Source organism: Solwaraspora sp. WMMD937, assembly GCF_029581175.1.
Taxonomy (GTDB): domain Bacteria; phylum Actinomycetota; class Actinomycetes; order Mycobacteriales; family Micromonosporaceae; genus Micromonospora_E.
The window spans coordinates 5,211,265-5,231,515 of record NZ_CP120738.1 but is presented as its reverse complement, the minus strand read 5'-3'; the positions used below and the strand labels follow the sequence as shown (position 1 = coordinate 5,231,515).

The 20,251-nt window shown below is 66.3% G+C and carries 20 protein-coding genes and 3 pseudogenes; 15 read left to right on the top strand and 8 right to left on the bottom strand.

The features are described 5' to 3' along the window. Nucleotides 1-83: 83 nt before the first annotated feature. Complete coding sequence (locus tag O7621_RS23040; protein ID WP_282231187.1) at nucleotides 84-1,400, top strand: aminotransferase class III-fold pyridoxal phosphate-dependent enzyme; 1,317 nt, start codon at nucleotides 84-86, stop codon at nucleotides 1,398-1,400. 5 nt (nucleotides 1,401-1,405) lie between these two features. After that, nucleotides 1,406-2,902 carry a CoA-acylating methylmalonate-semialdehyde dehydrogenase gene (locus O7621_RS23035; RefSeq protein WP_282234694.1) on the top strand — a complete coding sequence of 499 codons (1,497 nt, stop codon included), beginning with the start codon at nucleotides 1,406-1,408 and terminating at the stop codon, nucleotides 2,900-2,902. 247 nt (nucleotides 2,903-3,149) lie between these two features. Here the strand turns inward: O7621_RS23035 and O7621_RS23030 are convergent, their stop codons facing one another. Next, entirely contained in the window at nucleotides 3,150-3,362 is a 213-nt protein-coding gene (locus tag O7621_RS23030) for a hypothetical protein (protein ID WP_282231186.1), read from the bottom strand. Between the two features lie 84 nt (nucleotides 3,363-3,446). Between O7621_RS23030 and O7621_RS23025 the strand changes: the two genes are divergently transcribed. The 3 genes from O7621_RS23025 to O7621_RS23015 all read left to right on the top strand — a co-directional run bounded on the left by O7621_RS23025 (nucleotide 3,447) and on the right by O7621_RS23015 (nucleotide 6,108). Beyond that, complete coding sequence (locus tag O7621_RS23025) at nucleotides 3,447-4,286, top strand: hypothetical protein (RefSeq protein WP_282231185.1); 840 nt, start codon at nucleotides 3,447-3,449, stop codon at nucleotides 4,284-4,286. A 22-nt stretch (nucleotides 4,287-4,308) separates the two neighbouring features. After that, nucleotides 4,309-5,472: a DUF6346 domain-containing protein gene (locus tag O7621_RS23020; RefSeq protein ID WP_282231184.1), complete on the top strand. Its 1,164-nt coding sequence runs from the start codon at nucleotides 4,309-4,311 to the stop codon at nucleotides 5,470-5,472. Nucleotides 5,473-5,760: 288 nt separating this feature from the next. Continuing rightward, nucleotides 5,761-6,108, top strand: a complete 348-nt coding sequence (locus tag O7621_RS23015) for an aldehyde dehydrogenase family protein (protein WP_282231183.1) — start codon at nucleotides 5,761-5,763, stop codon at nucleotides 6,106-6,108. Between the two features lie 126 nt (nucleotides 6,109-6,234). Here O7621_RS23015 and O7621_RS23010 read toward each other — a convergent pair whose 3' ends face one another. Continuing rightward, entirely contained in the window at nucleotides 6,235-6,498 is a 264-nt protein-coding gene (locus tag O7621_RS23010) for a hypothetical protein (RefSeq protein WP_282231182.1), read from the bottom strand. After that, nucleotides 6,495-7,184: a phosphotransferase gene (locus O7621_RS23005; protein ID WP_282231181.1), complete on the bottom strand. Its 690-nt coding sequence runs from the start codon at nucleotides 7,182-7,184 to the stop codon at nucleotides 6,495-6,497. Before O7621_RS23005 ends, O7621_RS23010 begins: the two co-directional genes overlap by 4 nt. On the opposite strand from O7621_RS23005, the gene O7621_RS23000 reads away from it, so the two are divergent. Together O7621_RS23000 and O7621_RS22995 are read left to right on the top strand one after the other, a co-directional pair. Then, nucleotides 7,168-8,046 carry an aminotransferase class III-fold pyridoxal phosphate-dependent enzyme gene (locus tag O7621_RS23000; RefSeq protein ID WP_282231180.1) on the top strand — a complete coding sequence of 293 codons (879 nt, stop codon included), beginning with the start codon at nucleotides 7,168-7,170 and terminating at the stop codon, nucleotides 8,044-8,046. The genes O7621_RS23005 and O7621_RS23000 overlap by 17 nt on opposite strands. A 57-nt stretch (nucleotides 8,047-8,103) precedes the next feature. Then, a complete protein-coding gene (locus O7621_RS22995) occupies nucleotides 8,104-8,520 on the top strand; it encodes a hypothetical protein (RefSeq protein WP_282231179.1) in 417 nt (138 codons plus the stop codon). Between the two features lie 87 nt (nucleotides 8,521-8,607). On the opposite strand, the gene O7621_RS22990 is transcribed toward O7621_RS22995, so the two are convergent. Together O7621_RS22990 and O7621_RS22985 are read right to left on the bottom strand one after the other, a co-directional pair. After that, the gene (locus tag O7621_RS22990; protein WP_282231178.1) at nucleotides 8,608-9,015 is read right to left on the bottom strand and encodes a GntR family transcriptional regulator; all 408 of its coding nucleotides are present in this window, start codon (nucleotides 9,013-9,015) and stop codon (nucleotides 8,608-8,610) included. Beyond that, a pseudogene (locus O7621_RS22985) lies at nucleotides 8,985-9,323 on the bottom strand (GntR family transcriptional regulator); the annotation flags it as partial. The gene O7621_RS22990 and the pseudogene O7621_RS22985, both read right to left, overlap by 31 nt. 285 nt (nucleotides 9,324-9,608) lie before the next feature. Between O7621_RS22985 and O7621_RS22980 the strand changes: the two are divergent. The 8 genes and pseudogenes from O7621_RS22980 to O7621_RS22945 all read left to right on the top strand — a co-directional run bounded on the left by O7621_RS22980 (nucleotide 9,609) and on the right by O7621_RS22945 (nucleotide 17,467). Then, nucleotides 9,609-10,175: a Uma2 family endonuclease gene (locus tag O7621_RS22980; RefSeq protein ID WP_282231177.1), complete on the top strand. Its 567-nt coding sequence runs from the start codon at nucleotides 9,609-9,611 to the stop codon at nucleotides 10,173-10,175. Between the two features lie 825 nt (nucleotides 10,176-11,000). Beyond that, a pseudogene (locus O7621_RS22975) lies at nucleotides 11,001-12,695 on the top strand (RHS repeat-associated core domain-containing protein); the annotation flags it as partial. A gap of 449 nt (nucleotides 12,696-13,144) precedes the next feature. Further along, the gene (locus O7621_RS22970) at nucleotides 13,145-13,687 is read left to right on the top strand and encodes a DUF6346 domain-containing protein (RefSeq protein ID WP_282231176.1); all 543 of its coding nucleotides are present in this window, start codon (nucleotides 13,145-13,147) and stop codon (nucleotides 13,685-13,687) included. 256 nt (nucleotides 13,688-13,943) lie between these two features. Then, nucleotides 13,944-14,276: a hypothetical protein gene (locus tag O7621_RS22965; RefSeq protein WP_282231175.1), complete on the top strand. Its 333-nt coding sequence runs from the start codon at nucleotides 13,944-13,946 to the stop codon at nucleotides 14,274-14,276. Nucleotides 14,277-15,253: 977 nt separating this feature from the next. Further along, nucleotides 15,254-16,015 carry a transposase family protein gene (locus O7621_RS22960; RefSeq protein WP_282230741.1) on the top strand — a complete coding sequence of 254 codons (762 nt, stop codon included), beginning with the start codon at nucleotides 15,254-15,256 and terminating at the stop codon, nucleotides 16,013-16,015. Nucleotides 16,016-16,021: 6 nt separating this feature from the next. Beyond that, nucleotides 16,022-16,314 (top strand): annotated as a pseudogene (locus O7621_RS22955) (hypothetical protein); the annotation flags it as partial. Between the two features lie 98 nt (nucleotides 16,315-16,412). Continuing rightward, a complete protein-coding gene (locus O7621_RS22950; RefSeq protein WP_282231174.1) occupies nucleotides 16,413-16,907 on the top strand; it encodes a hypothetical protein in 495 nt (164 codons plus the stop codon). A 191-nt stretch (nucleotides 16,908-17,098) separates the two neighbouring features. Then, nucleotides 17,099-17,467 (top strand): hypothetical protein, encoded by a 369-nt coding sequence (locus O7621_RS22945; protein WP_282231173.1) that lies wholly within the window; start codon nucleotides 17,099-17,101, stop codon nucleotides 17,465-17,467. Nucleotides 17,468-17,661: 194 nt separating this feature from the next. On the opposite strand, the gene O7621_RS22940 is transcribed toward O7621_RS22945, so the two are convergent. The 3 genes from O7621_RS22940 to O7621_RS22930 form a co-directional block, all read right to left on the bottom strand. Beyond that, on the bottom strand, nucleotides 17,662-17,856 hold the full coding sequence (locus tag O7621_RS22940) for a DUF397 domain-containing protein (protein WP_282231172.1): 195 nt from the start codon (nucleotides 17,854-17,856) through the stop codon (nucleotides 17,662-17,664). Then, the gene (locus O7621_RS22935; protein WP_282231171.1) at nucleotides 17,853-18,680 is read right to left on the bottom strand and encodes a DUF5753 domain-containing protein; all 828 of its coding nucleotides are present in this window, start codon (nucleotides 18,678-18,680) and stop codon (nucleotides 17,853-17,855) included. The genes O7621_RS22940 and O7621_RS22935 overlap by 4 nt, the downstream gene beginning before the upstream one ends. 258 nt (nucleotides 18,681-18,938) lie before the next feature. Beyond that, a complete protein-coding gene (locus tag O7621_RS22930) occupies nucleotides 18,939-20,111 on the bottom strand; it encodes an alpha/beta fold hydrolase (RefSeq protein WP_282231170.1) in 1,173 nt (390 codons plus the stop codon). Nucleotides 20,112-20,251: the final 140 nt, after the last annotated feature.

Sequence of the window (20,251 nt, the reverse complement as noted above, 5' to 3'; positions counted from 1 at the left end):
CCGCTACACGATGGCAGTTGCTCCTTGTCCGGTCCCGGTGGGAAGGTGCTCCCATCGACGACCCAGGGAGCGTGGTGCCGCAGATGACCGCCGACGACCTGCTCACCCGGCACCGGGCCGTAATGCCCGACTGGATGCCGCTCTACTACGCCGAACCGCTGGAGATCGTCGCCGGCTCCGGCCGGCGGGTCACCACCGCCGACGGCCGCAGTTACCTGGACTTCTTCGGCGGCGTGCTGACCAACATGATCGGCTACGACATTCCGGAGATCCGCGAAGCGGTGCAGCGTCAGCTCGCCACCGGCGTGGTGCACACCTCCACCCTCTACCTGATCCGCCACCAGGTGGAGCTGGCCGAACGGATCGCCGCGCTGTCCGGCATCGCCGACGCCCGGGTCTTCTTCACCAACTCCGGCACCGAAGCCAACGAGGCGGCCCTGCTGGCCGCCACCAACTACCGCCGGTCGCATCAGATCCTGGCCGTGCGCAACAGCTACCACGGCCGGTCGTACGCCACGATGGGCATCACCGGGCACCGCAGCTGGTCGGCGAGCGCACTCAACCCGCTGCAGGTCGCCTGGCTGCACTCCGGTGACCGGCTGCGCGGCCTGCTGGCCCGGCTCGGCCCCGACGCCCAGCTCGACGCCGCCGTCGAAGATCTGCGCGAGGTGCTGGCCACCCAGACCGCCGGTGACGTCGCCTGCCTGATCGCCGAACCGATCCAGGGCGTCGGCGGCTTCGTGCACGGCCCCGACGGGCTGCTCGGCGAATGGAAGAAGGTCCTCGACGAGTCCGGCATCCTGCTGATCTCCGACGAGGTGCAGACCGGCTGGGGGCGCACCGGCGAACACTTCTGGGGCTACCAGGCGCACGGCGTCGTGCCGGACCTGCTCACCTTCGCCAAGGGCATCGGCAACGGCTTCGCCCTGGCCGGCGTCGTCGGCCGCGCCGACGTGCTCAACTGCGTACCAGCGATCTCGTTCTCGACCTTCGGCGGCAACCCGGTCAGTACGGCCGCCGGGGTCGCCGTCCTCGACTACCTGCGCGACCATGACCTGCAGACCAACGCCGCCCGCACCGGTGAGCTGCTGCGTACCGGGCTGACCGGGGCGGCCGCCGCGCATCCGATCGTCGGCGAGGTGCGCGGCAAGGGCCTGATGCTGGCCGTCGAGTTCGTCCGCCCCGGCACCCGCGACCCGGACCCGGCGGCGACCACCGCGGTGTTCGAGGCCTGCCGGGCCGGCGGCCTGCTGGTCGGCAAGGGCGGCCTGTACGGCAACGTGCTGCGGATGGGCCCACCGTTGACGCTCACCGACGACGAGGCCCGGGAAGGGCTGGCGATCCTGGTCGACGCGATCGCGTCGGTGTCGGCCTCCGTTGTGGAAGGAGCTGCGGCGTGAACCGGATCCCGCATTTCGTCGACGGTGCCCGTACCGCCGTGGTGGAAGCCGGCGGCGACGGACGGCACGGTGAGGTGTTCGACCCGGCGACCGGGCAGGTCGCCGCCACCGTCGGGTTCGCCACGGCAGCGCAGGTCGACGCCGTCGTGCAGGTCGCGGCGCGGGCCGCCCGCGACTGGCGGGACGTGTCGCTGGCGCGGCGCACCAGTGTGCTGTTCGCCTTCCGGGAGATCATCAACGCCCGGCGCGACGAACTGGCCGCGGTGATCACCGCCGAGCACGGCAAGGTCCTCGCCGACGCCGCCGGCGAGGTGCAACGCGGCCTGGAGGTCGTCGAGTACGCCTGCGGCATCCCATCGCTGCTGACCGGCGGCTTCAGCGAGAACGTCTCCACCGAGGTCGACTCGTACAGTCTGCGTCAGCCGCTCGGCGTGGTCGCGGTGATCTCACCGTTCAACTTCCCGGCGATGGTGCCGCTGTGGTTCGTGCCGATCGCCGTCGCCTGTGGCAACGCCGTCGTGGTCAAACCGTCCGAGAAGGACCCGTCGGCGGCGGTGCTGCTCGCGCAGTGGTTCACCGAGGCGGGCCTGCCGCCCGGGGTCTGCAACGTGGTGCACGGCGACCGTGAGGCCGTTGACGCGTTGCTGGACCATCCGGGCGTACGGGCGGTGTCGTTCGTCGGCTCCACCCCGGTGGCCCGGCACGTCTACCAGCGGGGCACCGCCGCCGGCAAACGGGTGCAGGCCCTCGGCGGGGCGAAGAACCACATGGTGGTGCTGCCCGACGCCGACCTCGACCTGGCCGCCGACGCGGCGGTCAACGCCGGCTTCGGCTCGGCGGGGGAGCGGTGCATGGCGATCTCCGCCCTGGTGGCGGTGGAGCCGGTCGGCGACGACCTGGTCGCCCGGATCGTCGAACGGCTCGGGAAGATCCGTACCGGGGACGGCCGCCGGCCCGGCTGCGACATGGGGCCGCTGATCACCGGCGCGCACCGCGACCGGGTCGCCGGGTACGTGGCCGCCGGTGCCGCCGACGGCGCGAAGATCGTCGTCGACGGGCGGGGCGTGCCGGTCGACGGCGACGCCGCCGGTTTCTGGCTCGGCCCGACCCTGCTGGACCAGGTGACGCCGGAGATGTCGGTCTACACCGACGAGATCTTCGGCCCGGTGCTGTCGGTGCTGCGGGTCGACTCGTATGACGCCGCGTTGGAGCTGGTCAACGCCAACCCCTACGGCAACGGTACGGCGATCTTCACCAACGACGGCGGTGCCGCCCGGCGCTTCCAGCACGAGGTGGAGGTCGGGATGGTCGGCATCAACGTGCCGATCCCGGTGCCGATGGCGTACTACTCGTTCGGCGGTTGGAAGGCGTCGCTGTTCGGCGACAGCCACGCCCACGGCCGCGACGGGGTGCACTTCTTCACCCGGGGCAAGGTGGTGACCAGCCGCTGGCTCGACCCCCGCCACGGCGGCGTCAACCTCGGCTTCCCCACTCAGACCTGACCGAGTCGCCGGTGCCGTCCAAGGTTGACCATCGCCGATAGCATCTGGGCTGTACACAGGAGCCGGTGCGAGAGGCGATCCGGATGGCCGACGGCGAGGCGCGCACCGTTACCACTGCGGAGCTCGTTGACGAGCTGGTCGCGGTAACCCGGCAGCGCAACGCGTCGACCTATCTCTATCTCAACCTGGAAGCCGGTGGCCGGATCTGGGTGCAGTGGGAGCAGCCGGGCGTCGACCACCCCCGCCGCTACCGGGTCGTCGACCCGACCGGACCGGCCTGCCCGCACTTCGCGATCATCGATGGCGTCGCACGGCTGGCACCGGTGCTGCCGCTCGACACGCAGCGCTTCGCCCGGTCCAAGTCCCAGTATGAGGCGGTGCTGTCCACCGGGCGGCTGCCGTCGCTGGCGTTCGGCCGGCGCTCGTGGGACCCGTCGACTAGCTGGCCGGCGACTGCCACGCCGCCGACGGTGACCCGCACACGCCGGCCGACTGCGCCGCCCACCGGTCAACCGACCCCGTCGACTGCGGCGACCCGCTCACGATGGCCGACCCGCTGCCGCTGGCCGTACAGCAGCGGTATCCCGAGCCGGAGGCGGCCGTCCGCGACGTCGCGGCCCGGCTCGCCGTGGCCCGGGACTGGCGCGACGCCGCCGACGAGGTCGCCGGCGGGCGGGCCGAGACCGAGGCGACCGGGGCGTTCCTGGCCCGATGCCCACTCGCCCTGCCGGTGTCGGACGCCATGGTCCTCGCGTTGCGGCCCGGCGAGCTCAGCAGCACCAGCACGCTGCTCGACCTGCTGGGTGCCGCACTTGGAAAGCTGGTCGGTGCCAGCCTGGTCGGGCAGCTGTATCACCGCTTCGCCTGCCTGCTCCCCGAGCCGACGACGGGCCGGTTTCCGACCTCCGGCGGGTCCTTCGACGTGGCGTCCGGCGAACCGGTCCGTACGCTGCGGCTGCCGACCGGGAGCGCGCCGTTGAGTCGACGCGGCCGTGGCGTCCTGCTGCTGTTCGAGGCCCGCCACACGATGAACGTCCACACCGTACCCGTCGGCCCCGGAAAGCCGTCCGGCTACTGGCAGTCCGAGGCGGCGCTGCACGTCTTCGAGTTCGGCCTGCTCGGCGCCCTTGGCGGCGGATACGAGACGGCGGTGAACGTCTTCCTCGCCAGGCTGCGCCGCACCGGCGAGCTGCTCGACCACCCGGAGCGGGTGCTCAACCGGCGGCAACGCAAGGCGCTGGCCGAGCCGTTCGGCCGCATCGACGACGTCGAGCTGCACCTGTGGGCTTCGGTCGCCTACCGCAACGCGATCTACGTCGCGCTGGGTAGCCAGGAAGCGTTCGCGGAGCACCTACGGAGCCAGGACCACCTCCGGACCCGTTGACAGTAGACCGGAGAGAGGGTTCTTGCTGAGCGACAGACAGGATCTGGACAAGGCCGAACGTGACGCTCGATCGCGCGAGATCTTGATCTGGCAGCGGTACGGACCAGTGCTGTACCGGCTCCGCCTGTTGTTCTTCGCGGTCGTCACCCTCGCTGTGGCGTACGTGTTTTCGCTCATTTACCTCACGGCTGTTTCCTTCTACCCGGGCACCGGTTCAATTCGTCCGTACGGCCCGACCGAGCGGCCCGTCCAAGCGAGCGTCGAGGAATGTCGTCGGATAGGTCCGGTCAGCACTCATGGGCTGGGCTACTGGTGGGTCTGCCGGATCAGGGTCGAGCGAGAAGGTGAGCAAAGCGTCGAGGCTGCCGTAGGTCGTTCCATTGTCGGTCCAGGGCAGATAGGAAAAGTCGTCGCCCTCAACGAGGCGTGCCATGACCTGGAGCGGGCCGAATGTGGTTACGGTAAACCGGTTCCTGAAATACTCGGTCTTCTCTATGGATGTTCTCGAATTATTGGTAGGGCGTTTGGGTTTTTCCTACTGTCTATGGTTGCACTCTATCTGTTCCGGGCGGTCGCGGGTGCTCCGACATATTTCCTGCTACTTGATAAATGGCGAGAAATGAAGAATGGGCTTGGCGCAAAGCGAGTTGGGGTAACGGTGACAGCCCGACAGGGTGAGAACATGACGTTGAGCGGTCGCGACGAGATCGATTCGCTGCTACGGCAGCTGGATGATCCGGTGCACCTGGAGCGGCCGGCCGGGTTTGACTACACGGCTGAGCAGGCTCGGTTCGCGGCGCTTGTCGCCGCTGTGGAGGCTCGCTTCGGTTGTGTCTGCCCGGTCGACGCTGGCATGAACGTCCAGGACGCCAGCTATCTCGGGCAGTTGGAGATCCCGGCGTTCGCGACGGCCACGGAAACCGAGATCTTCGTTCGGGTGAGCAACTTCGGTGGGCTGGCTCTGCTCGGTGCCGAACGTCCCGGGGTCTACGACGATGAGGAGACGCGGATTCTCGTCGCGTATGCAGACTGGCGGAAGGTTCTGGAGATCCTGACCAATCATGGCTATGTAGTCCTGTTGGAGGACGCCTTGTCGCGTCCCTACGACGGCACGAGCGATGCCTTGCGGCGCGCATACCCGACATACCCGGCCACGTGGTTCACACGCTACTTCGACCACCTCTGAGCGCGGCTAGGTACCGTGTCGCGTGAATGTCCCGCGCACCGAAGATCCTACGGCTGACGTGATCGGCCAGGGCTGTCAGTCGGTCGAGGCCATCGCCGCCGTCTTCCGGGAGGTCCGGGTCGGCTCGCCGTTCGACCCCCAGACGCAGATGGGGGCCGCTGGCGTCCGCTGCCCAGCGGGAACGGGTCGAAGGGTACGTCGCCAAAGGGCGTCGCGAGCGGAGCCACCCTCGCCGCTGGCGGCGGCCGGCCGAAGGAACTCGACCGGGGCTGATTCGTCGAGCCGACGGTGTTCGGCAACGTCGACAACTCGTCGGTGATCGCCCAGGAGGGAATCTTCGGGCCGGTCCTGAGCGTGATCCCGGCGCAGGACGAGAAGGACGCCGTACGGCTGGCGAACGACTCCATCTACGGCCTCAACGCCGCCGTGTTCACCCCGGACACCGACCGGGCCCTCGCCGTGGCCCGGCAGTTGCGCAGCGGCACGGTCGGGCAGAACGGCTTCAAACCCGCCTTCGGCATCGCCTTCGGCGGCTTCAAGCAGTCCGGTATCGGGCGCGAAGGTGTCCGGGAAGGCATCCGGGCGTACCTGGAGACCAAGACCGTCATCCTCGGTGACGCCGTGGCGGTCGGCTGAAGTCGCGCGCCGTGGACAGTTTGTGGGGCCGCCCGACCGGGTCACCGGACCGGGCGGCCCACGCTCCGCGCGGAACGGGCCGTCGTCAGGGACGTACCAGCCTTCGCCGTTACGTACCAACTGTCGTCAGGGGCGTACCAGCCACAGCGGGTCGGCGAGATAGCGGGCGGCGACCTCCACCGTGCCGGGCTGGTTCTCCGCCCACAGATCCGCCGGCAACGCGTCCTCGCGATGAGTGGTGGCCCAGCCCAGCATGGTGAGCCGGCGCAGCATCGACAGGGCGCAGGCCACGTCGAGGTCGGCGGCGTGCAGCGGTACGTGCTCCTGATAGCCGGCCAGCCACCGCGCCGCCATCTCGCGGGCCTCCGCACGATGCTCGTAGAACGTCAACGCGGCCCGAAATCGTAGAGGTAGTAGCCGTACCCGCAGTCGTCGAAATCGATGACGGTCAGCGCATCCGCGTTGGTCATGGCGTCCGAGTGCGTCATGGCGTTCGAGGGACGCAGATCGGCGTGGATGAGCCCGACGCTCTCGGCCGGATCGCGTGAGCCGGTCCGGTCGGCGAGGATGTCGCAGGCCCGCGCCTCGGCCCGTTCGAGAACGCTCCGCTGCGTCGCGGACAGTTCGGCGCGACGCCAGTCGCCCCACCGGGCCGTCGGGCCGACAAGGTCGGCGAGCACCCAGGTGAACCGCCCGAAACCGGCCGGTGGGGTCCACTGCCGGGCATGCCGGTGCAGGACCGCGGTGACCGCCCCGATCTCCTGGAACCAGCGGGGAATGTCGTCCCGGTCCTCCAGCACCGTCCCGGCGACGAACTCGAACGCCACAACACTCCACGTGCCCCCTGCCTCGTCTCGGATGGGCTGCAGCAGGTCGCCGTCGGCCCCGGGCACCGGCGTCGGCGTCGACAGACCGACGTCGCGGCGCAGCGCCTCGATCCACATCAGCTCCGAGCGCAGGTGCGCGGCGCTGGTGGCGTAGCTGGGCCGGGCCAGGCGGACCACCAGCGTCGGGCGGCCGGCCACGTCCACCCGGAACGTGACGTTCTCCGACAGCACGATGAGGCGGACGGCCACGTCCGCACCGAGACCCCAGGCGGCGACGACACCGTCGCGTACCCAGCCGGGCGCGTCGTCGCCGCGCCGCAGGGACGCGAAGGACCGGTACGGCTCGTCGGACGCCGCCGGCGCGGCCTTCCTCGCCTCGGTCCGGGCGGCGATCGACGACATCGAATCGTCCGGGGACCGCCGCGCCGGCCTGATCCTCGACACGTCGTTCTCGTCGGACGGCATCTACCCCGGCGATCCGGGCATGATCCGGGCGGCGGTCGAGCTGGTCCGTGAGCGCGGCGGCGTCGTCATCGCCGACGAGGTCCAGCCCGGTTTCGCTCGGACCGGTGAGTCGTTCTGGGGCCACCAGCGGCACGGGCTCGATCCGGACATCGTCACCACCGGCAAACCGATGGGCAACGGCTTCCCGATCGCCGCTGTGGCGGCCCGGTCCGAGGTCCTCGCCCCGTTCGCCGGCACCCGCCCCTACTTCAACACCTTCGGCGGCAACCCGGTCGCGATCGCCGCGGCGCAGGCCGTACTCGACGTCATCCGGGACGACGAACTGCAGTCACACGCCCTGGTCACCGGTGAGTCACTGCGCGCCGGCCTGCGGGAACTCGCCGGTACGCACCCCGCGATCGGCGACGTACGCGGAGTCGGCCTGTACACCGGGGTCGAACTTGTCCCCGACGGCACCACCCGCGGGCCGGCGACCGGCCTGGCGCTCGACGTCATCGAGGAGCTTCGCGCCCGGCGGGTGCTGACCAGCGTGTGCGGCCCGGCGAACAACGTACTGAAACTCCGCCCGCCGCTGCCGTTCGCCGCCTCGGACATCCCACAGCTGATCGAAGCGCTCGACGGCGCGCTGACCGCCTCCGGCGCCTGACCTTGCCCCGTCACCTGTCAACCTCGCCAACCATCCGCGACAGAAGGAAGAAGACCCATGAGTACGTACGTCGAGTTCATCAAGGAGTACAGCGAGTTCATCGAGTCCACGATTCTCGATGAGCCGACGTTCCTGGCCAAGCTGCCGGACTACATCACCGATGAGTCGGTCCTCGCCGAACCCGACAGCCTCTTCGGCCGCCTCGTCGGAATCGACGGGTGGAACACGTGGCGTCGCGGTGCCGCCGACATGGCTGTCCGTACGGGCATCCAGTTCGCGGCGAGCAACTCCCAGTACTTCGAGAACGGGGACACGGTGCTGCACTACTACGACATCGAGTTCTCGCCCCGCGAAGGCTACCCGGACGGCTGGCGTACCTCCATCATCGAACGCTACGACTTCGCCGACGGGAAGATCGCGACACTGACCGAGTACTACGCCGACACGACCGCGTTCGTCAAATTCTTCGCCTGACGAGGAGCGGCGCGGGCGGGGCTTTCGTCAGGTGCGAGCCCCGCCCTGCCGCGCGTCTGGGCGCTTCCGGGCGTACGACCGGACCGGTTACCTCGGGCGGACCGCGCGCTTCCAGTTCGTACCCAGGCGTTCGAGTGAGATCCGGGTCCGGTCGGCGCGGAACAGGTCACGCGACAGCTCTATCGGGCGGTCCGCCGTATCGACAGTGAGGCGACGGATGTCGAACAGCGGGGCACCGACCGGCACCTGGAGGATCCGGGCCTGCGCGTCGGTCGCGGCGCCCAGCTCGATCGTCTCCGCCGCCCGCGCCGGCTCGATCCCGTACTCGCAGCGAAGGATCTCGTAGACACTTACCGAAAATCGAGTCGGGTCCACCCGGGCAGCAGCCGAGCGGGAATCGTCATGCTGTCCAGGGACAGCGGGACGCCTGCGGCATCGCGTCGCCGGGTCAGCCGGATCACCGGGTCCCGCTCGGCCAGGCGCAGCTGGCGGCACTCCAGCCTGTCAGGGGTGCCCACCTCCGCCCGGAGCAGGCTGGTGTCGTGCCGGAGGCCCTGCTGCCGGAGCATGTCCGGGACACCCTGGATCGTGTTCAGGTGTCGGGTCACCTTGCCGTCACTGACGAAGACGCCGCCGAGGCGGCCCATCGTGCGCCGGATCTCACCGCACCGCTCAAGCACCTCCAAGGCGGCACGCAGCGGCGAGCGGTCGACCCCCAGCGCCGCGCACAGCCCGCGCTCCGAGCCGAGGCGCTCGCCGGGGCGGAGCTGCTCGCGCTTGATCATCCCGCGAACGCGCTGCACGATCTCCTCGCGTGAAGCGCCCGTTGACGAGCGTGGTCTGTCCTGTTCCAGCACGTTCCGCACCCGCCCCCCACGTCGCGAGCCTGCACACCCAACCGAGCTGTCGCTACAGCGTATGGCGGTTATGGCAGTCGCTGCCACTGGTGACAGTCGGTGTGCTCTGGCGCGAGGTCTGCTTGGTGGTCGCTGCCGGCTGATCTGGCGACTTGGGCAAAAGGCATAGGGTGGGGACTGTCTGCGTCGCTACGGTATCTTCGGGGTGCTAGCCGCGACTAGGAGGTGGGTATGACTGCCGAGATGGTCGCGCCGGCCTGGATGCATGAGCAGGTTACGGCCGAGCAGTACGCGACGTGGACAGAAGAACAGTGCGCGGGCATTGAGATCGTTGATGGGATGGTCCTCGTGAGCCCGAGCGCCTCAAAGCGACACAACCGCCTGGCCAGAATTCTGGCGAACGCCTTGGACGCTGCTGCGGGGCCGGACTGGAACGCTGACACTGATTTCGACGTCCGGCTTCAGGACGTGCCGCTGAACAACCGTCGTCCGGATGTGACGGTCTACCAGGCCGATACCATCGACGTCACGCCGACCCGACCAGAGCATGTCCTTCTAGTCGTCGAGGTGGTCTCGCCTGGTTCGGAGACGACCGATCGGATCGTCAAGGCAAATCAGTACGCGAGGTCCGGGATTCAGTTCTACTGGCGTGTAGAGCAGGCAGTCACTGGCGCTCCTATCGTCTACACGTACGTGCTCGACCCGGCAACGGGCCGCTACCGCGACGACGAGATCTTCACGGGCCTCGTAAAGCTGACCGTGCCCTTCCCCGTCGAGGTCGACCTCGGCGAAATCTGACTGGTCCGGGCCCGCCTGGCAACGGCGGCATTCATCGATCGTTGACGATCAGTCGGGGTCGTGCTCGTCCGGTCTCGTGTTGAGGACAATTGCCTTCTGTGTCGGGTGACGTGATCTCCGACGAGCAGTACGTCTGCGACCGGCAGCCAGACGGCGTCGGACTGCGGCTTGCTCCACACAACCGGGTCGGGGATCCGGCCGACGCCCGCGCCGCCTCGATTAGGGATGCACAGTCCGACGAGCCTGGGCGCCGGGACACCTGCCATGAACCGGGTCGTGATGATCACATGAGCGTACCCAGGTGGCGGCAGATCGAGAGCGGACCGGCAGGGCTGGTTTCGTATCGATGAGACTCGTACACAGTGATCATCGCGGTGAGGTCGCCGAGCGTTACGACCGTGGACATGTGCCTGCCGATGGCCTCCGAGTTTATGTCCGAAGGGTACGCCGCCCAACGCCGTTCGACGTAGATGACCAGTTGCCCCGCGCGACCCGATGTCCATGTGGCTTGACCTTGTCCACTCAGTAGCCACGCCCCGAGCGTCACTGACCGCTCGGCAGCGGCCGCCCGGCCGTGCGCGGCGGCCGCTGCCGAGCGGCGAGTAGCTGGGACGCAGGGGTCGAGGCGAGCGCTTCGCTTTACGGACAGTCGCTATCAGAGCTGCCACCTCCAGGTTTGTGAGGTGAGTCGGAGGCGCGCCGAGAACCGGTGCACGCCAACGCAATCGCGCTGGATGTGATCCAGATCATAATTTTATCAACGTCGATCTAATGGTTGTTACCGCGAGTGATCGTCCCATTTCCAAGGGCTTCAATATCGACGCATACGCGCCGGCGACCGGTGCTCCGACGTCCATCTCGTATCCGGAAGGTGGTGGCCTCGTCACCGAGCAAGTCACCACCGACTACGACGCCACCACCGGGATGCCCGTCCGGTTGGACACCAGTATCACCGGTTCCGTCGGCACGATGGCCACCGCCGCCTACACGGCGTACGGCGAACGCAGCGGCGCGATCTACAAGATGCCCGGCGGTACCTGGACCCAGGACGCCGTCTACCGGGACGAGGCCACCCGCCGGATCACCCGCACGACTGTGGGGCGGGAGACCATCGCTGGTACGGTCTCCGACCGCAACTACACCTACGACCACAGCGGTAACATCACCTCCATCGAGGAGAAGCCGCAGATTGGTCAGGCCGACACCCAGTGCTTCCGGCAAGATCCGCTGGGCCGGCTCGCCAGCGCCTGGACCCCGCAGACCGGGGTGGCCTGCCAGATTGATCCGACGGTGGCGAACCTGGGCGGTCCGGCTCCGTACTGGCATGACTCGACGTTCGACTCCACCGGCTCCCGGCTGACCGAGACCAGCCACACCGCCGGCGGTGACACCACCCGCAGCTACACGGTGCCGACGGGTGGCCAGGGTGTCGCACGCCCGCACGCCGTCACCGCGATGACCACCCAGGCACCAGGTCAGAGCGGCGTCGTCAACGCCTACGCCTACGACGCGGCCGGTAACACGACCTGCCGGCCGACCGGCACCGCCGCCAACAACTGCGGCACCGGTACCAACAGTCAGACCCTGGGCTGGGACGCCGAGGGCAAGCTGGCCACGGTCTCGGCCGCCGGTCAGACAATCGAAACCAACATCTACGACGCCAACGGGGTCAGGATCATCCGCCGCGACAGCAGCGGCACCACTGTCTACCTGCCCGGGCAGGAGATTCGCCGCGAGGGTGGCGTCAACACTGGCACCCGCTACTACAGCTTCGCCGGCACCGTCTGCGGCTCCCGTACGGGCGGATCGGCGGCCACCAACCTGACCTGGCTGTTCAACGATCATCAGGGCACGCAGCAGATCGCGGTGAACGCCGGCACCCAGGCCGTCTCCGTGCGTCGTCAGACCCCGTACGGGGTGCCGCGCGGCGCGAACCCGACCTGGGCGAACAACAAGGGCTTCGTCGGCGGGGACATCGACCCGACCGGCCTGACCAACGTCGGCGCCCGACAGTACGACCAGACGTTGGGCCGGTTCATCTCCGTGGACCCGGTCCTGGTCGCCGACGATCCGGACCAGTACAACGCATACCAGTACGGCGGCAACAACCCGGTCGACAACGCCGACCCGACCGGCATGTACTACACGGAGAACAGCGACGATACCGGCGACCGCGGCTACGTCATGTCCAACGGCACGACCAAGATCGTCAAGAAGTACGTGCCGCCTGCCTGCACCGCCGAATGCCAGCAACGACGCGAGGCGGTTCACAGGGCGATCGACGAACGCGTCGAAGCAGAACGCAAACATCGCGAATGCCAGGCCAGCTTCTGGTGCCGCTCAAAGAATGCGGTCTCCGATGTCGCGTCTAGCACCCTCGAGTGGGCGCAAGAAAATGCCGACGTCGTCGGGTTGGGGGCAACGATCCTTGTTACGGTAGGGTGTTCTGCTCTTACCCTAGGCATTGGTAGCGTGGGTTGTGCGATGATCGGCGGTGCTGTCGGTGGTGGCTTGGCGGCTGGGTTGAAAGGCGGAGATATTGGTGACATTCTTCTGGGCGCGGGAACCGGGGCTCTCTTCGGTGTCGTGGGTGGGGTCGCAGGGAAGGTTATCGGTACCGGATTAGCCCGCGGTGCTCTGGGCCTACGGGGTGGGCTGACGCAGGGTTCGGATGAAGCTCTCAAAGGCGTCAAAGGGCGTAGTTGGTGAACTGGCGCCGAGGGCCCAGGCTGGCGCATTCACGAGGGAGGGCTATCGTGCAATCAGGAAGACCCGTTTTGCATTGAAGACGATGGCACGGAATAATTCGATCTCTGGTCGATTTTGGTACAAAAATGTCCGGGAAAATCTGCCGGGGGCGGTGGGTGCTGGATTGGCGGGGACTATGCTTCCCTCCAGTTTCACTCAGATTGGGGGAATCCAGGGGGGGTGTCAATGGCTTTCTGACAGGCCTTGTCTAGAATTGGTGGATGGCTGTGGCGGAGATTCGGGTTATCAATCGCATCGCCGGTGTTCTTAAGTATCTAGCGGCTAGCGTTCTAATCGCGGTTGTAGCCGCTGCAATCGCGCTTGGAATCAGGTCTGTCGAGAGCTCCTACAGTGGCACCGGTTTGGGGATTTCCATGAATCATGAGACTGGTTTTGCCACGCCGAATAATTGTCGCCGAATTGGCCCAGTATCAGAACACGGATTTGGCTATTGGTGGTCCTGTTCCGCACAGGTGGAGATGGATGATGGGAGGGTGTTGGAGATAGAGACCGAGGCCTCCATGCTGCGCCCTGGTGAGCGAGACGTTGCGATTGTTGAGTCGTGTCAGAAGAACCGGCCAACAAAGTGTGTGTACTCGCAGCCTGGCAACTTTGTCCTCGCGCTCGGTGTGCGGCTGCTGGGCATAATAACGGCGGCGGTCGCGATCAGTGGCGCGGGGGCAGCGGCTATTGTTGCAGTCTTCGCTCTGATCGGCGGGTGGCGAGTAAGGGTTCGGGTGAACGGGGAGGCTGAAGCTGGTTGACATTCGTGGGTAACGCGTCGTGGGGTGGTCGACGAAATCGGCTGGAGGAACGGCCTCCGGTCGGGCATACTAGTGATGCAAATATTGATGACCTCATTGAAGACGTGATACCGTGATCCTTTGGCCTTGCCGAGAGCCAGGATTCCTGAGCTCTGATTCACAGGCGACACGGCCGCCGAGTGGTTCGATGTGGGTGCCGCGTCTGTCGGCTCCACGGGCACGCCCGACTTAATCAGCATCTACGACGGGTAGATGCATGGTCATCGTCACTATGCTGATCGTCGTTGCAGGGCTGGCCGCGATTATTTGGATGGCAAACTGGCCCTTCGGCACGCCGTGGGCAAAAGATCTCACTGACGAGGAGCACCGTATTGATGTCGAACACAACCGGCGACACCATCGCGGCGTGGCACTCATTTTGTCTCCGGGTCTCGCCGCCATTTTCGGAGTTGCGTCGATCGCGATTTTCGTGAACCAGAAAAGTCAGTCTGCGGCAGTCGCCATGGGTGTGTGTTCGGTCGTGTGCGTAGGTGTGTTCGTTGCAGTGATCAAGGGAGGGCGGAGACGGCGCTCTTCGAAACGGCGATGAACTCCCGGCCTTGTGGGAGGGGCATTCTGACTGGGCAACCAGGTGATGTGGTCGGAAACTCGCGCGCGACGATAGGTCGCGCGAGATCTCGGCCCGTAACGATGCCAAGCCGGTCGTATACCGAATTCGTCAATTGTTCTTTGCGGCAACGATGATTTTTCTAATGATATTATTGATGTTTGTATATCTAACGGTTTCTAGTATCTATCCTGGAAACTGGCTCTTCCCGTCCTTACGGTCCAGCTGAAAGTTCGGTTGAAGTGACTGTCGAGGGGTGTCGTAGGGTTGGCCCGGTAAGCGACCACGGATTCGGATACTGGTGGGTCTGTGACATAGCCGTGCTGGAGCGTGCCGGGGCCAAGCGGTGGTAGACCTCCATTGCTGTGCCGGAAGATGTTGGACAGTTCATTTCACTGCGTGAGGCGTGCTACGGCGAGAATCAGACTGACTGTCGATACGGTGGGCCGACGTCCGCTGTCTGGCCGTTCCTCATGGTTGCCCTACGAATGCTCTGGCGAGGCTTTTTGGTGGCTGCGCTTTTTGTGGTGCTCATCTACTTGATGAAATCGATTCTAAGTGCGCCCAGATCTTATGCTCTGGTTGATCGGCTGCGCGGGAAGCGTGGAAATGCGTGAGGAGGGAATGATGTGATTTCCGTAGACGAGTATTTGAGGGCTGTCCGGCAACGATTCGACGCAGCTGGGTGTGCGGTGACGGAGGGGGTCATTGGTTCGATGCCGGTAGTCGTCGGATACCGGGCAAAGGTCCGACTGTTGAAGAGGATGCACATTTTCGCCGTCGCCGCGAAGGTGGAGCGGGTCGACGAGGAGAGCCTGCGAGGGTACGTCGACGATGTAGTGAGGCTTATTCAGCAGGGCCCCGATAGCCCACAGTGGACCCCCCGATAAACGAGACGGCCCGCCCTCCCATAGGATGGAGTTACCACACAACAACCAAAGAAAAGCGGACCGCCGAACATGTATCATACCACCGGCTTCACGACCGATCAGATCCGCGACCTCTGCGTGCTGGTCCGCACCGAATGCCGGAACCTGGGCATGGAACCGTGGCCACCGATCCTCGGCCTCTACCGCGCCCTCGTGGTCACGTTGACCTACATGCGGCGCAACCGCGTCCAAGCGGAGATCGCCGAGGCGCACGGTGTCTCCCAGTCGACGATCTCCCGGGCGGTCACCGGCATCACCCCGGTCCTCGACCGCGTGCTGGCGGGGTTCGCGCCGACCGCCGACGAGCTCGACCCGACCGTCCAGTACATCGTCGACGGCACTCTGTTCCCCTGCTGGTCATGGCGCACGGACCGCTGTCTGTACTCTGGCAAGCACAAGACCACGGGCATGAGCGTCCAGGTCGCCTGCACCCTCGACGGCGCGCTCGCCTGGGTCTCCGATCCTGTCACCGGCAACCACCACGACTCGTACGCGATCAACGACACCGGTGTTCTCGCCAGCCTGAACCCTGGAGACTGGATCGGCGACAAAGGATACGTCGGCAACGGCATGATCACTCCGTACAAGAAGCCCAAGGGCGGCGAGCTCACAGAGTGGCAGAAGGAATACAACAGGCAGGTCAACAAGATCCGCTGGGTCGTCGAACAGGTCATCGCGAACCTGAAGACCTGGAGAATCCTGCACACCGACTACCGCAGACCGCTCGCGACCTTCACAGAAACGATCTCCTGTGCCATCGGGCTGCATTTCTACAGGATCGCCTGTGAATAGACCTCAGTGAACCTCGCATTGGGGCGTAAGGGTCAGTGGCGCGGCATGCAGTCGGGCGTGATTGTGCTGCCGATCCTGGTGACCGAGGCGGTGGATCCGGCCGCTGCGGCACTGGCGCAGAAGGCGTACCGGCTGAACCTCAACGGTTTCGCGGCGATGGCTCAACCTGCGGTTGTGGATGTGACGACTGGCCAGGCTTGGACCTTCAGGGGAACCAGGTTGTGGGCTATGCATTCAACTCACTCATCAAGCAGTCGTACGAGGCGTACCTGCCGGAGCCGGTGGCTGAGTCAAGCTGATGGCGAACGGAACGGCTCGGCTTGGCCACCCAACCACGGCTGGTTGAGTGGACGGCATCGGTCGCGGCAAGGACATCTAGGCTGGCGGGAGTGTGCGGATGGTAAATGCGAGTGAGGTCATTGAGGGGCGGCTGCGCTCCGACGGCTGCGAGGTGATAAAGGAAGAGGTCGATGGCGAGACCATTACGCTCGGCTATACGTCTGAGTGGAGATGGCTGTGTCGAGTGCATGTACTCGTCGCTGTGGTGAACAGGGCGGTGGCAACTGAGGAAGATGTCCAGGGTTTCACCCTCGAGGTCTTGATGGTGGCCGACAGTATGGGCTTGAGGAACGGCCTCCAGTCGGGCGTACTGGTGATGCCGATACTGGTGGCGCCTGTCATCGGAGAGGAGATACCCGGTATGATGTCGCGATCCTTTCGCCTCGGAACTTCTGGTTTTGCGGCTATGGCTCAACCTGCTGTCGTAGATGCGGGCAGCGGTCGCGTGTACACCTTTCGAGGGCGACGCCTGCTGGGTGTCGCATTTGTGAAACTGATCCATGAAAAAATCGAAACATATCTGGCTGGTCATGCCGAGGGTCGGACTTCCTGAGCCTCGATCAACGTGCCTCGTGGCCGTCGAGTGCTTTGAGATGGGCGCCGTGCTTCCCGCCGTAGGACAAAATGGGTAACAGAGGCCTCGTCGTTGGTGCTCTTCGATCGGGAGCGGCTGCCTGCTGAGTTGTCGGAGGACTTGACTGTAAACTGACAAATACTGAGACAGCTCAAGATGGCGAGCGCCAAGTGGGAATCGACGTAGGCGATGTCGGGTCGGACAGGGTGGGGCGTGGTCATCGTTACCATGCTGTGGGGCTTGCCGGAATTATCTGGATGGCGAACTGGCCCTTCGGCACGCCGTGGGAGAAGGATCTTGCTGACAAGGAGCGCGATATTGAGGCCGAACATAAACAGCGTCACCATCGTCGCGTGGCGCGCGCCTTGTTGCCGATTCTCGCCTTTGGTTTTGCAATCACATCAATCAGCATCTTATCGGGCCCGAAAAGCAGCCAGTCTGCGTCGGTCGCCCTAGGTGTGTGCTCGGTGGTGTGCGTGGGCTTGTTCGTTGTACTTATCAAGGGGGATCGGAGACGGCGGCGTTCGAAACGGCGATAGACTCCCAGACCTGGATGTACTGGGATCGGAAGGTGCTGTAGTCTCCGCGCCTGTCGGTCCCACAGGTACACCCGACTCAACCGGCTTCGACGTTCCCCGGTCGGTCGAGGAGTTGCCGCTCACCGCGAAGTGGGGGCAGGGCGGTGGGGGTCACCTCGGGGTACCCGAGGTGACCCCCACCGCCGTGGGTTGGGTCAGTGGGGGAGGGTGCCGGACTGCAGGGCGGTGGTGAAGGTGTCCCACTGGGCGGTGCTGAACGTCAAGGTGGGACCGGTACGGTCCTTGCTGTCGCGTACCTCGGCGCGGCCGGCGTGCCGGCGGGCCTCGACGCACTGACCGCCGTTGCCGCCGCTGCGGCTGGACGTGAACCAGGGGGTGTCAGGCTTCATCGTAGGTGCTCCTCGATCGGGACCGACTGCTCACGGACCTCTCGGAAAATTCGACGGTACTCGGCCAACTCTTCAGGACGCTCCAGGTAGCGGGAGCCGAGATGGGTTTCGACGTAGGCGATGTCGGGGTCGTCGGGGTCGGCGAAGTCGAGAAGGGTGAACGGGCTGACCATCGCGGCGTGGGCACCGGCGGACCAGGGGAGAACCCGGATCTCCACCCGTACCCGTCGACCGACGCTGGCCAGGTGGGCGCGTTGCTCGGCCATCACCGCCGAGCCGCCAACCTCGCGGGCCAGCGCGCCGGCTCCGAAGACGGCAACGATCCTCGCCGGCTCGGCCCGGTCGTAGTAGGAAATCTGCCGATCCAGCCGCAGCGACACCAGGCGCTCGATCTGCTGCTCCGACGCCTGCCGGTCGGCAGCACGAAACACCGCGCGCATGTAGTCCGGGGTCTGGAGTAGACCGTGGATCAGCTCCGGATCGTAGAGCTGGATCTCCGTCGCGGCGGCTTCGAGGCCGAGGTACAAGCGGAACCAGTCCGGTACGGCGTCACCGTGCGACTCCCACCAGCCGTGCTCGTCACACGCGGCGGCGAGCCGGGTCAACGTGTCCGTCGTTTCCGCGTCGACACCGTAGAACCAGCACAGACCCCGTACGGTGTTCATCTTGACCGGGAACTTGCCGTTCTCGATGCGCCACAACGTCGTACGGGAACAGACCTTCGCCCGCTCCACCTCCTGCTCGGTGCGGGAAGCCTCCTCCCGCAGCCGGCGCAGCCGCCGCCCCAGCTGGCGGCGCACCATTGTCGGTCCGGTGACCGGCATCGCTTCACCTTCCTTTCATCCGACACACTCACCACCCGCGCCGATGTTTCAAAATGAAACACCTGGCCGGGCCGGTAGCCGAATTCGCACGTCAGACCCGTGACGGGTCGGCGTCCACGATCGAGTCTGCCGTATGTGGGCGGAAAATGTGGCCCGCCACCAGGGTGGACCGGGGCGGACGGCTGGCGGCCGTTCTGCTGACTCGGCTGGCCGGGTTGGAAGCGGGCGTGTACCGCCCGGGCGTCGGGCGGGTGAGGATCAGTCGTCGAGGAAGTCGTCGACGTGGCGGATCAGCTCGGCCCAGGCGGGTTCGGCCGCGGTGAACAGGTGGTTGGCGCTGTCGAGCAGCACCAACCGGCTGTCGTCGATCAGCGCGGCGAGTTCCGTGGCGTCCGAGGCGGGGACCCGGGGGTCGTTGCGGGCGTGCAGGATCAGCGTCGGGCAGCGGACCTGCCCCGCCAGCGGGAACACGTCCATTGTAGTGATCATCTGGAAGAAGCGGACCAGGTTCTCCAGTGACGTGGTGCGTCGGGTGAAGGCGATGTACGTGTCCAGCTCGGCCGGGGTGGCGTTGGGCAGGAACTGGGCGGCGTAGGCGCGCAGGAAGCTCGGGTCGGCGGACTGCCAGGCGACCGTGGCCAGGTCCAGGTCGACGTCGGCGACCCGGCGGTCCAGCTCGGTGCGGGCGCGGGCCAGCCGGCCCCGGGCGTGGCTGCTGATCAGGACCATCCGGGTGACCCGGTCCGGGCGCAGCGCCGCGTAGGCGATCGCGGTGGCGGCGGCCTGGGCCGTACCGATGATCGCGAAGGTGTCGTATCCGGCGGCGTCGGCGACGGTGTCGAGGTCGTCGACCCACACCTGCGGTGACTCCGACGGCGGGCACCAGTCGGACAGCCCGCAGCCCCGCTCGTCGTACCGAAGCCCTCGCCGGCTGTCGCGCATCAGGTCCCGGTACCAGTGCGTCCACATCGGATCGCGTCGGTCCAGGCCGAGGTGGGTCAGCCAGTTGGCGGTGGAGATCAGCGGGGGACCGGCGCCGGTGACGGTGTAGGCGAGTCGGACGCCGTCCCTGGTCTGGCAGAACCGGACCGTGTCGTAGTCCTTGGGGGCGGCGACCGGGGTGACGTCGGCGACGAACTGGTAGCCGCGCCGGTGGACGGTGCGGATGACCTCCTGATGGCCGCCGGTGTCGCGGATCGCGTGGCGGGTGGCGCGCAGCGCGGCGGCGAGAGCCGACTCGGTGACGGGTTGCCCGGACCATAGCGTGTCCAGCAGCTCCTGCCTGGTGACCAGCCGGTCCCGGTGAGCGGCGAGGTGGCACAGCAACTCGACGGCTCGTGGCTCCAGCAGGATCTGCTGGCCCCGGTGGTGTAGTTGCCTGTGTTCCAGGTCCAACTCGTACTGGCCGAAGCGGAGTCGTGCGGGCGCCACCGCCGGAGCATAGCTGCATCGATGCGGCGCTCCTGATCGTGATCGAGGGATACGGCCAGCTGGTAGCGCTCCCAGCCGGTAACGGTTTGAAAACTTCGCCCACGGTCTTGACACGGAGGGGGTGTTAGTAAGAACTTTTA